Consider the following 14686-nt stretch of genomic DNA (forward strand, 5'->3'; position numbering starts at 1 on the left):
CACATCTGTTTCCGTACGCCCGTTATTGTGTTTCGAGATATTCGCTGCACAGAATTTTCACATTCCATCCAAGACAATTCGCCGGCTATTTTTCCTGTCGGATGCTCTAAGACGAGTCTCAAACACTGGCCGGATTGAGTAATCAATGGCGTTGCCGGCGTTGATCGGGCACCATTTGCGCCATTGCGTTCACCGTCTACCCCAGCCTGCCTGGGCGAGGGCGGGGCGCCGCTGTATTCATTCGCAACTTAAACTTCCAATGGGTCCTAAAACGACATGGCAAACCCGGACGCCCTGAATCAGCAGCGAGCTTCTAATCGCTTGCTGCAACCGACCGTCAAATCCCATCTGGCGTACACGCTGCTTTGTGCCTTGATCATGATGGTGATGTTCTCCCTGCTGCGCCTGGCGCTGCTGGTCTACAACCGCGAGATGATCCTCGACACACCGGCCTCGACTTTCCTTGAAGCGTTCGCCAACGGCCTGCGCCTGGATATCCGCCTGGTGATGTACGTGCTGGTGCCGTTGCTGCTGGCGTTGTTCAGCGTACGGGCCATGGCGGCGCGCGGGTTCTTCCGCTTGTGGCTGACGGTCGCGTCCAGCATCGCGCTGTTCCTGGGCCTGATGGAAATGGACTTCTACCGCGAGTTCCACCAGCGCCTCAACGGCCTGGTCTTCCAGTACGTGAAGGAAGACCCGAAAACCGTGATGAGCATGCTCTGGTACGGTTTCCCGGTGGTGCGCTACCTGCTGGCCTGGGCCGTGGGTACGCTGATCCTGAGCATCGCCTTCAAAGGCGCCGACCGTGCAACGCGCCCACGCGGCCCGTTCAGCGGTGGCAGCATCGGCACTCGCCAGGTAGCGCCGTGGTACACGCGCATCGCGGTGTTCGTGGTCTGCCTGCTGGTCGCCGTGGTCGCCATCCGTGGCACCCTGCGCCAGGGCCCGCCACTGCGTTGGGGCGACGTGTACACCACCGACTCGAACTTCGCCAACCAGTTGGGCCTCAACGGTACCTTGTCGCTGATTGCGGCGGCGAAATCGCGCTTCTCCGAGGAGCGTTCGAACATCTGGAAAGCCACCCTGGAGCAGCCGCTGGCCACCCAGACCGTGCGCGACATGCTGGTATTGCCGACCGAGAAACTGGTCGACACCGACACCGCCGCGGTACGCCGTGACTTCACGCCGCCGGCCGAGAAGACCCTGCCGATCAAGAACGTCGTGGTTATCCTGATGGAAAGCTTCGCCGGTCACTCGGTGGGCGCCCTGGGCCGCCCGGGCAACATCACGCCGTACTTCGACAAACTGTCCAAGGAAGGCCTGCTGTTCGACCGCTTCTTCTCCAACGGCACCCACACCCACCAGGGTATGTTCGCCACCATGGCCTGCTTCCCGAACCTGCCGGGTTTCGAATACCTGATGCAGACTCCGGAAGGCAGCCACAAGCTGTCGGGCCTGCCGCAGTTGCTCAGCCATCGCGATTTCGATGACGTGTACGTCTACAACGGCGACTTCGCCTGGGATAACCAGTCGGGCTTCTTCAGCAACCAGGGCATGACCAACTTCATCGGGCGTAATGACTTCGTCAACCCGGTGTTCTCGGACCCGACCTGGGGCGTGTCCGACCAGGACATGTTCAACCGTGGCCTGGAAGAGTTGAAGGCCCGTGAAGGCGGCAAGCCGTTCTATGCGCTGCTGCAAACCCTGTCCAACCACACGCCGTACGCGTTGCCGACGCCATTGCCGGTCGAGAAGGTCACCGACCGTGGCAGCCTCAACGAGCATTTGACGGCCATGCGCTACTCCGACTGGGCCTTGGGCCAGTTCTTTGAAAAGGCCCGCAAGGAGCCGTACTTCAAGGAAACCCTGTTCGTGATCGTGGGCGACCACGGCTTCGGCAACGAGCAGCAGATCACCGAGATGGACCTGGGCCGCTTCAACGTGCCGATGCTGATGATCGCACCGGGCATGCAGGAGAAGTTCGGCGAGCGTGACCACACCGTGGGCACCCAGATCGACATCGTGCCGACCATCATGGGCCGTCTCGGCGGTGACACCTTGCACCAGTGCTGGGGCCGCGACCTGCTCAACCTGCCGGAAGGCGACAAGGGCTTTGGCGTGATCAAGCCGTCGGGCAGTGACCAGACCGTCGCCTTGCTCACCGGTGACCGCGTATTGGTACTGCCCAAGGAAATGCCGCCGAAGTTGTGGGAATACGAACTGGGCGCCAACCCGACCGGGAAAGTGATTCCAGAATCGCCGGACGAGGCTGCGTTGAAGCAGAAGCTCGAATCGTTCCTGCAGACCGCTACCAAGAGCCTGCTGGACAACACTGCCGGTGTAGTGGACGGCAAGCCGGACTAAACACCCGCGCATAAAAAAGAGGCCTTTCAAGGCCTCTTTTTTTTGCACGCTGGAACGCGTTATATCTTGCCGAGCAACAACAGAATCAGCAGCACTACCAACACAGTACCGAGAATACCCGATGGCCCGTAACCCCAATTGCGTGAGTGAGGGAACACTGGAAGACCGCCGACCAGCAGGAGGATCAGAATAATGATAAGAATGAGGCTCATGTTTTGTTTTCCTTATTGTCTTCTGAAAAGACCTGTTATTTAACGGATAGGCCCGACAACTGATACGGACGCCTTAATAACTCCGACCCATGTGTTTGGCAGAAAATTCCGTGTTTTTTTAAAGCTTTTCGCTAACTTGCTTATTTCCTTTAACCCCGTTGCAAATAACTGTCCTTAGTTCAAATAAATGGAACTTGGCGGGTTTCCCGCTATCCGACCCGGCCCACGGTTTGCCTGGGGCATTCAGCAGTCTGATGGTGCGTGGGTGCGGGAAAAACCTTCGCTACACTGCGGCTCACTTCTTCCGTGAACCACAAGGCTACTTTCCTATGCAAAATCGCATGATGATCACCGGCGCCGGTTCTGGCCTGGGTCGCGAAATCGCTCTGCGCTGGGCCCGCGAGGGTTGGCAACTGGCCTTGTCGGACGTCAGCGAAGCGGGCCTGCAAGAAACCCTCAAGCTTGTACGCCAGGCCGGCGGTGACGGTTTCACCCAGCGCTGCGACGTGCGCGACTACAGCCAGCTCACCGCGTTCGCACAGGCCTGTGAGGAAAAGTTCGGTGGCATCGACGTGATCGTCAACAACGCCGGTGTCGCATCGGGCGGGTTCTTCAGCGAACTGTCCCTGGAAGACTGGGACTGGCAGATCGCGATCAACCTGATGGGCGTGGTCAAGGGCTGCAAAGCCTTCCTGCCGCTGCTGGAAAAGAGCAAGGGCCGCATCATCAACATCGCGTCCATGGCCGCCCTGATGCAGGGCCCGGCCATGAGCAACTACAACGTGGCCAAGGCCGGCGTGGTGGCGCTCTCGGAGAGCCTGCTGGTGGAACTCAAGCAACAGGAAGTCGGCGTGCATGTGGTGTGCCCATCCTTCTTCCAGACCAACCTGCTGGACTCGTTCCGCGGGCCGACGCCGGCGATGAAGGCCCAGGTGGGCAAGCTGCTGGAAAGCTCGCCGATCACCGCCGCAGAAATCGCCGACTACATTTACCAGCAAGTGGCGCAAGGGCAATTCATGATCCTGCCCCACGAGCAGGGGCGCATGGCCTGGGCACTGAAACAGAAGAACCCGCAACTGCTGTATGACGAGATGACCGTGATGGCGGACAAGATGCGGGCGAAAGCCCAGTCGCAGGCGGTAAAAGGTTGAATTTCAGGTGAGCACCTGATGTGGCGAGGGCGCTTGCTGTGGCGAGGGAGCTTGCTCCCGCTGGGGTGCGAAGCAGCCCCAAAACCAGCCGCCCAAGTCTTCCTGAAAGAATGCATTGACCTTATTGGGGGCTGCTTCGCAACCCAGCGGGAGCAAGCTCCCTCGCCACAGCAAGCTCCCTCGCCACAACAAGCTCTCTAGCCACAGAGAGTGCCTGCAAATTTGAACATATCGTTTGGTTCTTGGGTGTAATTCGAGATTATTCACTGCCTGTCTGTAGGGTAATTTACCCTGATGTGTAAGGCATGCCTGTTTAACCTGAAGGCCATTGATGGTGCCAGGCAGGGAGCGCATGGTCGGGGTTCGGTAACTTAAAAAGGACGAACCCCATGCTGGTATTAAGCCGCGCGGTAGGTGAAATAATTTCGATGGGTGACCAGATCACCTTGCGCATTCTGGAAGTGAACGGCACCCAAGTGAAGCTGGGTGTGGAAGCGCCGGTGGGGGTCAATGTGCACCGGGCGGAGGTCTATCAGAAGATCCTCAGTCGCCACGGGCAGCAGGCCAACACCCATCCAGTGCCTGTGCCCAATCCTTGAGTCTCAGTCGAACAGGTGCTTGGGCACATCGTGCTTGAGCATCAACTGGCACTGCTCGCTTTCGGGGTCGAAAACAATCAGCGCCTGGCCCTTGGTCAGCGCCTGGCGTACCCGCAGCACCCGGGTTTCCAGAGGTGTGTCGTCACCATTGTCGGTGCCGTCGCGGGTCACGAAGTCTTCGATGAGGCGTGTCAGGGTGTCGACTTCAAGTGCATCGTAGGGAATCAGCATACAAGCCTCGGCTAGGGAATCCCGGCGATGCTACTGCGCCGGGATCCGAGTTGCCACTCTCAGGTTTTTTGGCCCACCAGGCTGTCCACCGACGGCACGCGGGTATCACTCTCCATTTGTGTGTCGTGTTCGATCTGGTGACTGAACCGGTCGAGGGAGCCCTTGGCCGGCTGTGCATCGCTGGCGAACACCGGCGGGCTGAGGATGTACGCGCCCAGCAGGCGACTCAGCGCGGCGAGGCTGTCGATGTGCGTGCGCTCATAGCCGTGGGTGGCATCGCAACCAAACGCCAGCAGCGCGGTGCGAATGTCATGGCCAGCGGTTACCGCCGAATGCGCGTCGCTGAAGTAGTAGCGAAACAGGTCGCGGCGCACCGGCAACTCATTTTCCGCCGCCAGGCGCAGCAGGTGGCGGGACAGGTGATAGTCATACGGCCCGCCGGAATCCTGCATCGCCACACTCACCGCGTGCTCGCTGGAGTGCTGCTCGTGGGCCACCGGCGCAATGTCGATGCCGACGAACTCACTCACATCCCACGGCAATGCCGCCGCCGCACCACTGCCGGTTTCTTCGGTGATGGTGAACAGCGGATGGCAGTCGATCAGCAGCGGCTGGCCGCTGTCGACAATCGCCTTGAGCGCCGCCAGCAGCGCGGCAACCCCGGCTTTATCGTCCAGGTGGCGGGCGCTGATATGCCCGCTCTCGGTGAACTCCGGCAGCGGGTCGAAGGCGACGAAATCGCCGACGCTGATACCTAGGGAGTCACAGTCGGCGCGGGTGGCGCAGTAGGCATCCAGGCGCAGTTCGATGTGGTCCCAACTGATGGGCATTTCATCCACGGCCGTATTGAACGCGTGACCGGAGGCCATCAACGGCAACACGCTGCCACGGATCACGCCGTTATCGGTGAACAGGCTGACGCGGCTGCCTTCGGCAAAACGGCTGGACCAGCAGCCCACCGGCGCGAGGGTCAGGCGGCCATTGTCCTTGATCGCCCGCACGGCGGCGCCGATGGTGTCCAGGTGCGCGGAAACGGCGCGGTCGGGGCTGTTTTTCTGGCCCTTGAGGGTGGCGCGGATGGTGCCGCGCCGGGTCATTTCAAAGGGAATGCCCAGTTCCTCAAGGCGCTCGGCAACGTAGCGCACGATGGTGTCGGTAAACCCGGTGGGGCTGGGAATAGCGAGCATTTCCAGCAGCACTTTTTGCAGGTAAGCGAGATCCGGTTCGGGGATGGTTCGGGTCATGGAAACTCCTGATGAGTTGAGGGCATCGATGGTTTCGATGAAAGGGGCGCCTCAGAGATTGTGTTGGCTGTACCGGCGTCTTCGCGAGCAAGCCCGCTCCCACATTTGGAATGCATTCCCCTGTGGGAGCGGGCTTGCTCGCGAAAGCGCCAGTCAAGGCAACACCTTTCTCAAGCCGTCGGTTGGCTATGGGGGAACAACAGGTCCACGAACTTTTCAGCCGTCGGCTGCGGTTCATGGTTGGCCAGCCCGGCCCGTTCGTTGGCTTCGATAAACACGTAGTCCGGTTGGTCGGCGGCCGGCACCATCAGGTCCAGGCCCACCATGGGAATGTCGAGGGCACGGGCGGCGCGCACGGCGGCGTCCACCAGGGTCGGGTGGAGGATGGCGGTGACGTCTTCCAGGCAACCGCCGGTGTGCAGGTTGGCGGTACGCCGCACTGCCAGGCGTTCGCCACGGGGCAGGATGCTGTTGTAGTCGTAGCCGGCCGCCTGCAGGGTGCGTTGGGTTTCATGGTCCAGGGGGATTTTGCTTTCGCCATCGGTGGCGGCCTGGCGTCGGCGGCTCTGGGCTTCGATCAACGCGCCAATGGAATGCTGACCATCGCCGGTGACTTCCGCCGGGCGGCGAATGGCGGCGGCAACCACTTCAAAGCCGATCACCAGAATGCGCAGGTCGAGGCCTTCGTGGAAGCTTTCCAGCAGTACACGGGTGTCGAATTGGCGGGCCGCCTCAATGGCTTTTTGCACGTCTTCAATGGTCTGCAAATCCACCGCCACACCCTGGCCTTGTTCGCCATCCAGCGGCTTGACCACAATACGCTGGTGCTCGTCGAGAAACTCCAGGTTGTCGTCGGCACTGCCGGCCAACTGCTGCTCCGGCAGCTTCAAGCCTGCAGCCTTGAGTGCCTTGTGGGTCAGGCTCTTGTCCTGGCACAAAGTCATGCTGATGGCGCTGGTCAGGTCGCTGAGGGATTCGCGGCAGCGCACCCGGCGGCCACCGTGGCTCAGGGTGAACAAGCCGGCATCGGCATCGTCCACTTGCACGTCGATCCCGCGCCGATGGGCTTCCTCGACAATGATTCGCGCATAGGGATTGAACTCCGCCTGTGGGCCAGGGCCGAGGAACAGCGGCTGGTTGATCCCGTTCTTGCGCTTGATGGCGAAGGTGGTCAGCGCGCGAAAGCCAAGCTTGGCGTAGAGACTTTTCGCCTGGCGGTTGTCGTGCAGCACCGACAGGTCGAGGTAGCTCAGGCCGCGGCTCATGAAGTGTTCGATCAAGTGGCGTACCAGCACTTCACCCACCCCGGGGCGGGTACATTGCGGGTCGACCGCCAGGCACCAGAGGCTGCAGCCGTTCTCCGGATCGTGAAAGGCCTTCTGGTGGTTCAGGCCCATCACGCTGCCGATCACCGCGCCGCTGTCTTCGTCCTCGGCCAGCCAATACACCGGGCCGCCTTGATGGCGTGGCGTCAGCAGTGCCGGGTCCACCGGCAACATGCCGCGCCCCTGGTACAGCTGGTTCACCGCCTGCCAGTCCGCCTCGGTTTGTACCCGGCGAATCCGGAACCCGCGAAACACCCGGGTTGCCGGGCGATAGTCGGTGAACCACAGGCGCAGGGTATCGGACGGGTCGAGAAACAACTGCTGGGGATCAATCCCGAGGATCTGCTGCGGCGCCGCCACATACAGCGCGATATCCCGCTCGCCGGGCTGCTCGTTGAGCAACTCCAGGGCCAGGCTCGCCGGGTCCGGGAAGGTGTGGCCGATCAACAGCCGGCCCCAACCGCAATGCACGGCAATCGGCGTGGGGTCCAGTTCGCTGCCGTCTTCGGCGAAGCGGGCTTGCAGGCGCTCGTAGGAGGGCGCCTGGCCTCGCAGCAAGCGTTGACTGTAAGCCGTGGCATGAGGTTTCATGAATCAGATTCCTTGTTCGCTGAGCCACAGGTTCAGCGCCGCCAGTTGCCACAGCTTGGAGCCGCGCAACGGGGTCAGTTGGCCTTGGGGATCGGTGAGCAGGCGGTCGAGCATGGCCGGGTTGAACAGGCCGCGGTCCTGGCTTGGGTCCAGCAGCAGCTCACGCACCCAGTTCAAGGTGTCACCCTGCAAATGCTTGAGGCCGGGCACCGGGAAGTAGCCTTTCTTGCGGTCGATGACCTCGCTCGGGATCACCCGGCGCGCCGCTTCCTTGAGCACTTGCTTGCCGCCGTCCGGCAGTTTGAATTTGCCCGGCACGCGGGCCGACAGTTCTACCAGGCGATAGTCGAGAAACGGCGTGCGCGCTTCCAGGCCCCAGGCCATGGTCATGTTGTCGACGCGCTTGACCGGGTCATCCACCAGCATCACGGTGCTGTCCAGGCGCAGGGCTTTGTCCACCGCCGCATCGGCGCCGGGCTGGGCGAAATGCTCGCGCACGAAGTCACCGGCGGCGTCATTCGCGGTCAACCATTTCGGCGCGACGGTAGCGGCATAGTCGTCGTAGCTGCGATCGAAAAATGCGTCGCGGTAGGCCGCGTACGGGTCGCTTGCGCCATCCACCTGCGGGTACCAGTGGTAACCGGCGAACAGTTCATCGGCGCCCTGGCCGCTTTGCACCACCTTGCAGTGCTTGGCCACTTCCCGGGACAGCAGGTAGAAGGCAATGCAGTCATGGCTGACCATCGGCTCGCTCATGGCACGGAACGCCGCCGGCAACTGCTCGATGATTTCGCTTTCGGCGATACGCAGTTGGTGGTGACGGGTGCCGTAATGCTTGGCGATCAAGTCCGAATACTGGAACTCGTCGCCGCGCTCGCCTCCAGCGTCTTCAAAACCGATGGAGAAGGTCGACAGGTCCTGCACGCCGACTTCCCGCAACAGACCCACCAGCATGCTGGAATCGACACCGCCGGAAAGCAGCACGCCCACATCCACCGCCGCCCGCTGACGAATCGCCACGGCTTCGCGGGTGCTGTCGAGCACGCGGTCGGTCCAGTCTTCCAGGGTCAGGTTGGCTTCGTCGGCGTGGGGGCCGTAGGGCAGGGTCCACCAGGTTTTCTGTTCAGTCTTGCCATCGGCGTCGATGCGCATCCAGGAGGCGGGCGGCAGCTTTTCAATGCCCGCCAGCAGGGTGCGCGGCGCCGGCACCACGGCGTGGAAGTTCAGGTAGTGATTGAGGGCCACCGGATCGAGGATCGGGTTGATATCGCCACCCTTTAGCAGCGCCGGCAAGGCCGAAGCAAAACGCAGGCGCTGGCCGGTGCGCGACAGGTACAGCGGCTTCACGCCGAGGCGGTCACGGGCGATAAACAGGCGCTTAGCATCGCGCTCCCAGATGGCGAAGGCGAACATCCCGTTGAGCTTGGGCAACAAGGCTTCGCCCCAGGCGTGGTAGCCCTTGAGCAGCACTTCGGTGTCACCACCGGAATAGAAGGCGTAGCCCAGGGCTTCCAGCTCTTCACGCAATTCCGGGAAGTTATAGATCGCGCCGTTGAACGCCAGGGACAGGCCCAGTTGGGCGTCGACCATCGGTTGGGCGGAGCCATCCGACAGGTCCATGATTTTCAGGCGTCGATGGCCCAGGGCAATCGGCCCCTGGGCATGAAAGCCCCACGCGTCAGGACCGCGTGGCGCCAAGTGATGGGTGATTCGTTCCACCGCTGCCAGGTCGGCAGGTTGGTGATCGAAACGTAACTCTCCAGCTAATCCGCACATAAATTCCTTACCGGTTTTTCCGTTGGGGAGGGATAGAAATGCAGCCCGCCAAAACGGCGGGTACCCAGAGACTGACCCGGGTACATTGTGGGAGTTTTAGAACAATACGTTATAAGGCAAAGAGCCTTGACGGGCTGCGAGCCCGTCATGGCCTTCAGGATTTGCCTGGGGTACCGCGGATCAGGGCACGCAGCGCGAAGCGATTGGGGTGACAGGCTTCGCTGACACTGCGCGGCAGCGGCAGGGGCTCATTGTCGAGCCAGGCGGCCAGCAGCTCTGCGCAGAGTGGCGCGGTGACCAGCCCCCGTGAGCCATGGCCACTGTTGATATACACGCCGTGCAACCACGGGCACGGCGCATCAGGGACCTGCCGGGCGTCTTTGCCGAGGGCGGCGTAGGTGTGATCAAACGCCTCTCGCTGCGCCAGCGGTCCGACGATCGGCAGGTAGTCCGGGCTGGTGCAACGGAAGGCGGCGCGGCCTTCGAGCTGTTCGGGTGCCAGGCTGTCGGCGCCCAGGCGTTGCAGCAAATCGAGGGAGATTTCCCGCAGCATCTGCAGATTGCCCGCGTGCTCGGCCACCGTGGGCGTAAGGTCATCGCTCTTGAAGTCGAAACTGGCACCGAGGGTGTGCTCGCCCAGGCGTGGCGGGGCGACGTAGCCCTCGGCGCACACTATTGTGGCCAACGCCTGGCTTTGCGCCGTTTGCGGCAGGCGAGTGATTTGCCCGCGGATGCGCTTGAGGGGCAAGTCAGCGCTGAAGGAAAACCGCTTGATCTCGGCGGCGCCGGCCAGCACGACCACACTGGCTTGAGCCAGAACCGTATCGCCCTGCAACGCCTGCCACTGACTGTCGACCTGCTTGAGCTCAAGGGCGTCGTGGTGCTGGAGCACTTCGATCAGCGGGTGCCTGGCTTGCCATTCGCACAGCGCCGGCGGGTGAACCCAGCCGCCTTCGGGGAAGAACAAGCCGCCGTGCTCCAGCGTTATCCCGGCGCGCGCCTGTGCCTGCTCTTTATCCAGCAGGTGCAACAGGTCCTGGGCAAAAGCGCCGGCCAGTTGTGCCTGGCGCTCGGCTTCCTTGGCGTTGAAGGCCAGTTGCAGCACGCCGCAGCCATCCCAGTCCACGCCACGTTGCAGGTGTTCCAGCAGGCGCCGCGTGTGGCCGAAACCGCTGAGAATCAACTGCGAAAGTGCCGTGCCATGGGCGGAAAGCTTGAGGTACAACACCCCTTGCGGGTTGCCGGAAGCTTCCTGTGCGAGCGCCGCGTGGCGTTCCAGCAAACTGACGCGCCAGCCGCGCGCCGCCAGGCTGGCCGCCGTGGCGCAACCGGCCAGGCCACCACCGATGACCAGTGCATGGCGTTCACCGGAAACAGCAGGCGGGCGCGCAAACCAGGGTTTTGCCGCGGCAGGCGCAGGCGTTTCAGCGGGCCAGCCGAGAAACTCACCCCGCAGGATTTCCCACTTGTGGCCGATGCCGGGGGTGCGCTTCATCTTGAACCCGGCGGCGTTGATCAACCGCCGTACCCAGCCGGTGCTGGTAAAGGTGCTGATGGTCGAGCCCGGCGCCGCCAGCCGCGCCAGTTCGGCGAACAGCTCGGCAGTCCACATGTCGGGGTTCTTGGCCGGGGCGAAACCGTCGAGGAACCAGGCGTCGACTTGCGCGTCCAGTTGCGGCAATTGCTCCAGGGCGTCGCCGATCAGCAACGTCAGGGTGACTCGACCGTTATCCAGTACCAGCCGCTGGAAGCCTTGGTGAATCGCGATGTATTGCGCCAACAGTTGCTCGGCGAACGGTGCCAGTTCCGGCCAGAGGGCGAGGGCGCGCTGCAGGTCGGCGTGGCTCAGCGGGTACTTTTCCACGCTGACAAAATGCAGGCGTGCGCCCGCCACCGCGTGTTGTTCGAACAACTGCCAGGCGCACAGGAAATTCAGGCCGGTGCCGAAGCCGGTCTCACCGATCACCAAGCGCCCACCCACCGGCAGTGCCGCAAAACGTTCCTGCAGACGGTTCTGTTCGAGGAATACGTAGCGGGTTTCTTCAAGGCCCGACTTGTCGGAGAAGTACACGTCATCGAAGACCCGCGAGTGCGGGCGACCTTGGTCATCCCAGTCAAGCTGGGCGTGGGATACGGGGTTCATGAGCGGCTCGGCAAAGGCAAGGCGGCCATTCTAGCTGATCAACAGGGTTGTCATTGATCCATGGCAAGCCGCTGTGGAATTTCCTGCCACGTGTTGTTGCCCAATCCGCTAGTCTTGATCACTTCTGGAACGGAGCCGCCCATGTTCGAATCTGCCGAAATCGGTCACGCCATCGACAAAGACACCTACGACGCCGAAGTGCCGGCCTTGCGCGAAGCGCTGCTGGAAGTGCAGTACGAACTGCAACAGCAGAAGCGCTTCCCGGTGATCATCCTGATCAATGGCATCGAAGGTGCGGGCAAGGGTGAAACCGTCAAATTGCTGAATGAATGGATGGACCCGCGCCTGATCGAGGTGCGCACCTTCGACCAGCAGACCGACGAAGAACTGGCCCGCCCACCGGCCTGGCGCTACTGGCGCCAGCTTCCGGCGAAAGGTCGCATGGGGGTCTTTTTTGGTAACTGGTACAGCCAGATGCTGCAGAGTCGCGTCCATGGCGAGATCAAGGATGCGCGGCTCGACCAGGCCATCGCCGGTGCCGAGCGCCTGGAAAAGATGCTGTGTGATGAAGGTGCGCTGATCTTCAAGTTCTGGTTCCACCTCTCCAAGAAGCAAATGAAATCCCGGCTCAAAGCCTTGCAGGACGACCCGCTGCACAGCTGGCGCATCAGCCCGCTGGACTGGCAGCAGTCCAAGACCTACGACAAGTTTGTGCATTTTGGTGAGCGGATCCTGCGCCGCACCAGCCGTGACTATGCGCCTTGGTATGTGATCGAGGGTGTCGATGCGCACTACCGCGGGCTGACCGTCGGCAAGATCCTGCTCGAAGGCCTGCAAAACGCCTTGAAAGTGCCCAAGGGTAAAGCCAGCGGCATGAACCCGGCGCCGCTGCCATCGGCGGTTGACCAGATGAGCCTGCTGAACAGCCTGGACATGAGCTTGAGCCTTGAAAAGGACGATTACGAAGAACAACTGATTACCGAGCAGGCACGGTTCTCCGGGCTGATGCGCGACAAGCGCATGCGCAAGCACGCGTTGGTGACGGTGTTTGAAGGCAACGACGCGGCGGGCAAGGGTGGGGCCATCCGGCGTGTGGCGGCAGCCCTCGATCCCCGGCAGTACCACATCGTGCCGATTGCCGCGCCCAGTGAAGACGAGCGCGCCCAGCCTTACCTGTGGCGTTTCTGGCAGAAGATTCCGGCGCGGGGCATGTTCACCGTGTTCGACCGCTCCTGGTATGGCCGGGTGCTGGTGGAACGCATCGAAGGCTTCTGCACGCCGACGGACTGGATGCGCGCCTACGGCGAGATCAACGACTTCGAAGAGCAACTGCGCGACGCCGGGGTGATCGTGGTCAAGTTCTGGCTGGCGATCGACAAGCAGACGCAGCTGGAGCGGTTCCAGGCCCGCGAGGAAATTCCGTTCAAACGCTTCAAGATCACCGAGGACGACTGGCGTAACCGCGAGAAGTGGGACGACTACCGGGCGGCGGTGGGCGACATGGTAGACCGCACCAGCACCGAGATTGCGCCGTGGACGCTGGTTGAAGCCAACGACAAGCGCTGGGCGCGGGTGAAGGTACTGCGCACCATCAACCGGGCGCTGGAGGAAGCGTTCGACAAGACCGACAAGCATGACAAGAAGGACAAGAAGAAGTAACGCCATGCTTTTGCATACGCGGGGTGAATGATTGTCGCGGTTGAAGAGGGCGGGATCTATGCTCGATCCATCTCTCAACAACCACAACAATTGAGGTAGCCCATGCGTGAAGTAGTGATCGTCGACAGCGTGCGAACCGGCCTGGCCAAGTCCTTTCGCGGCAAGTTCAACCAGACCCGTCCCGATGACATGGCTGCCCATTGCGTGAACGCGTTGCTGACCCGCAACGGCATCGACCCGGCCACGGTCGAGGACTGCATCGTCGGCGCCGGTTCCAACGAAGGTGCCCAGGGCTACAACATCGGCCGCAATGTGGCGGTGTTGTCGCAACTGGGTACCGGTACGGCGGGCATGACCCTCAACCGTTTCTGTTCCTCGGGGTTGCAGGCGATTGCGATCGCCGCCAACCAGATTGCTTCCGGGTGCAGCGAGATCATTGTCGCCGGTGGGGTCGAGTCCATCAGCCTGACCATGAAGAGCGTCAACACCGATAACCTGATCAATCCGTTGCTCAAGGAGCAGGTGCCGGGCATTTACTTTCCCATGGGGCAGACGGCGGAAATCGTTGCGCGGCGGTATCACGTCAGTCGTGAAGAGCAGGATCTGTATGCGCTGCAAAGCCAGCAGCGTACGGCTCAGGCCCAGGCTGACGGGTTGTTCGATGATGAAATCGTGCCGATGGCGGTGAAGTACAAGGTTGAGGACAAGAACACTGGCGCGGTGCAGGTGTTGGAGGGGGTGGTGGATCGGGATGATTGCAATCGTCCGGATACGACGTTGGCCAGTCTTGCGGGATTGAAGCCGGTGTTTGCGGAGGATGGGTCGGTGACGGCGGGGAATTCGTCGCAGTTGTCTGATGGGGCCTCCATGACACTGGTGATGAGCCTGGAAAAAGCGCTGGAACTGGGGCTTAAGCCCAAGGCGTTTTTTCGCGGGTTTACGGTGGCGGGGTGTGAGCCGGATGAGATGGGGATCGGGCCGGTGTTTTCGGTGCCCAAGTTGCTCAAGGCCCGTGGGCTGGCAGTGGCGGATATTGATTTGTGGGAGTTGAATGAGGCGTTTGCCTCGCAGTGCCTTTATGCGCGTAATCGGCTGGAAATTGATAACGCCAAGTACAACGTCAACGGTGGGTCGATTTCCATCGGGCATCCGTTTGGGATGACGGGGTCGCGGCAGGTGGGGCATCTGGTGCGTGAGTTGCAGCGGCGCAAGTTGCGTTACGGCATTGTCACTATGTGTGTGGGCGGCGGCATGGGTGCCACCGGCTTGTTCGAAGCCGTACGCTGACTCAGTGTGGGAGTGGCGGTGCGACGATTCGACTTGCTCGCGAATGCGGCGGGGCAGTCGATGAAAATGTTGGCTGATAGACCGCCTTCGCGAGCAAGCCCGCT

At 61.7% G+C, this 14686-nt stretch carries 11 protein-coding genes; 5 read left to right on the forward strand and 6 right to left on the reverse strand.

Features of this window, described 5'->3' with window-relative positions; translation table 11 throughout:
- Positions 1-276: 276 nt before the first annotated feature.
- Entirely contained in the window at positions 277-2364 is a 2088-nt protein-coding gene (locus HX807_RS29415; RefSeq protein ID WP_134326018.1) for an LTA synthase family protein, read from the forward strand.
- A gap of 59 nt (positions 2365-2423) precedes the next feature.
- Here the strand turns inward: HX807_RS29415 and HX807_RS29420 are convergent, their stop codons facing one another.
- Positions 2424-2576: a DUF3309 family protein gene (locus HX807_RS29420; RefSeq protein ID WP_003216767.1), complete on the reverse strand. Its 153-nt coding sequence runs from the start codon at positions 2574-2576 to the stop codon at positions 2424-2426.
- Positions 2577-2905: 329 nt separating this feature from the next.
- On the opposite strand from HX807_RS29420, the gene HX807_RS29425 reads away from it, so the two are divergent.
- Both HX807_RS29425 and csrA read left to right on the forward strand, forming a co-directional pair.
- Positions 2906-3727, forward strand: coding sequence for an SDR family oxidoreductase (locus HX807_RS29425; protein ID WP_177028910.1), 822 nt, complete (start codon positions 2906-2908; stop codon positions 3725-3727).
- 389 nt (positions 3728-4116) lie between these two features.
- Positions 4117-4326 carry a carbon storage regulator CsrA gene (gene csrA / locus HX807_RS29430; protein WP_177051919.1) on the forward strand — a complete coding sequence of 70 codons (210 nt, stop codon included), beginning with the start codon at positions 4117-4119 and terminating at the stop codon, positions 4324-4326.
- 3 nt (positions 4327-4329) lie between these two features.
- Here csrA and HX807_RS29435 read toward each other — a convergent pair whose 3' ends face one another.
- The 5 genes from HX807_RS29435 to mnmC form a co-directional block, all read right to left on the reverse strand.
- Positions 4330-4557 carry a YheU family protein gene (locus tag HX807_RS29435; protein WP_003192759.1) on the reverse strand — a complete coding sequence of 76 codons (228 nt, stop codon included), beginning with the start codon at positions 4555-4557 and terminating at the stop codon, positions 4330-4332.
- 59 nt (positions 4558-4616) lie between these two features.
- A complete protein-coding gene (locus tag HX807_RS29440; protein ID WP_003216760.1) occupies positions 4617-5801 on the reverse strand; it encodes an osmoprotectant NAGGN system M42 family peptidase in 1185 nt (394 codons plus the stop codon).
- A gap of 170 nt (positions 5802-5971) precedes the next feature.
- Positions 5972-7717 (reverse strand): N-acetylglutaminylglutamine synthetase, encoded by a 1746-nt coding sequence (ngg, locus tag HX807_RS29445; RefSeq protein ID WP_177009487.1) that lies wholly within the window; start codon positions 7715-7717, stop codon positions 5972-5974.
- A gap of 3 nt (positions 7718-7720) precedes the next feature.
- Positions 7721-9493: an N-acetylglutaminylglutamine amidotransferase gene (locus tag HX807_RS29450; RefSeq protein WP_102605276.1), complete on the reverse strand. Its 1773-nt coding sequence runs from the start codon at positions 9491-9493 to the stop codon at positions 7721-7723.
- Between the two features lie 154 nt (positions 9494-9647).
- Positions 9648-11636, reverse strand: coding sequence for a bifunctional tRNA (5-methylaminomethyl-2-thiouridine)(34)-methyltransferase MnmD/FAD-dependent 5-carboxymethylaminomethyl-2-thiouridine(34) oxidoreductase MnmC (gene mnmC / locus HX807_RS29455; RefSeq protein WP_177051921.1), 1989 nt, complete (start codon positions 11634-11636; stop codon positions 9648-9650).
- Between the two features lie 141 nt (positions 11637-11777).
- On the opposite strand from mnmC, the gene pap reads away from it, so the two are divergent.
- Positions 11778-13295: a polyphosphate:AMP phosphotransferase gene (gene pap / locus HX807_RS29460; protein ID WP_102368465.1), complete on the forward strand. Its 1518-nt coding sequence runs from the start codon at positions 11778-11780 to the stop codon at positions 13293-13295.
- 102 nt (positions 13296-13397) lie between these two features.
- Positions 13398-14582: a thiolase family protein gene (locus tag HX807_RS29465; protein WP_003216747.1), complete on the forward strand. Its 1185-nt coding sequence runs from the start codon at positions 13398-13400 to the stop codon at positions 14580-14582.
- The last annotated feature ends 104 nt before the right edge of the window (positions 14583-14686 follow it).

It is taken from the genome of Pseudomonas sp. D8002, from assembly GCF_013385695.1.
Taxonomy (GTDB): domain Bacteria; phylum Pseudomonadota; class Gammaproteobacteria; order Pseudomonadales; family Pseudomonadaceae; genus Aquipseudomonas.

What these genes read in the sequence shown, in the direction of transcription:
- HX807_RS29425 (WP_177028910.1), top strand. Translation starts at nt 2,906, where the DNA reads ATGCAAAATCGCATGATGATCACCGGCGCCGGTTCTGGCCTGGGTCGC.
- pap (WP_102368465.1), top strand. Translation starts at nt 11,778, where the DNA reads ATGTTCGAATCTGCCGAAATCGGTCACGCCATCGACAAAGACACCTAC.
- HX807_RS29450 (WP_102605276.1), bottom strand. Translation starts at nt 9,493, where the DNA reads ATGTGCGGATTAGCTGGAGAGTTACGTTTCGATCACCAACCTGCCGAC.
- HX807_RS29440 (WP_003216760.1), bottom strand. Translation starts at nt 5,801, where the DNA reads ATGACCCGAACCATCCCCGAACCGGATCTCGCTTACCTGCAAAAAGTG.
- HX807_RS29420 (WP_003216767.1), bottom strand. Translation starts at nt 2,576, where the DNA reads ATGAGCCTCATTCTTATCATTATTCTGATCCTCCTGCTGGTCGGCGGT.
- HX807_RS29415 (WP_134326018.1), top strand. Translation starts at nt 277, where the DNA reads ATGGCAAACCCGGACGCCCTGAATCAGCAGCGAGCTTCTAATCGCTTG.
- mnmC (WP_177051921.1), bottom strand. Translation starts at nt 11,636, where the DNA reads ATGAACCCCGTATCCCACGCCCAGCTTGACTGGGATGACCAAGGTCGC.
- ngg (WP_177009487.1), bottom strand. Translation starts at nt 7,717, where the DNA reads ATGAAACCTCATGCCACGGCTTACAGTCAACGCTTGCTGCGAGGCCAG.
- csrA (WP_177051919.1), top strand. Translation starts at nt 4,117, where the DNA reads ATGCTGGTATTAAGCCGCGCGGTAGGTGAAATAATTTCGATGGGTGAC.
- HX807_RS29465 (WP_003216747.1), top strand. Translation starts at nt 13,398, where the DNA reads ATGCGTGAAGTAGTGATCGTCGACAGCGTGCGAACCGGCCTGGCCAAG.
- HX807_RS29435 (WP_003192759.1), bottom strand. Translation starts at nt 4,557, where the DNA reads ATGCTGATTCCCTACGATGCACTTGAAGTCGACACCCTGACACGCCTC.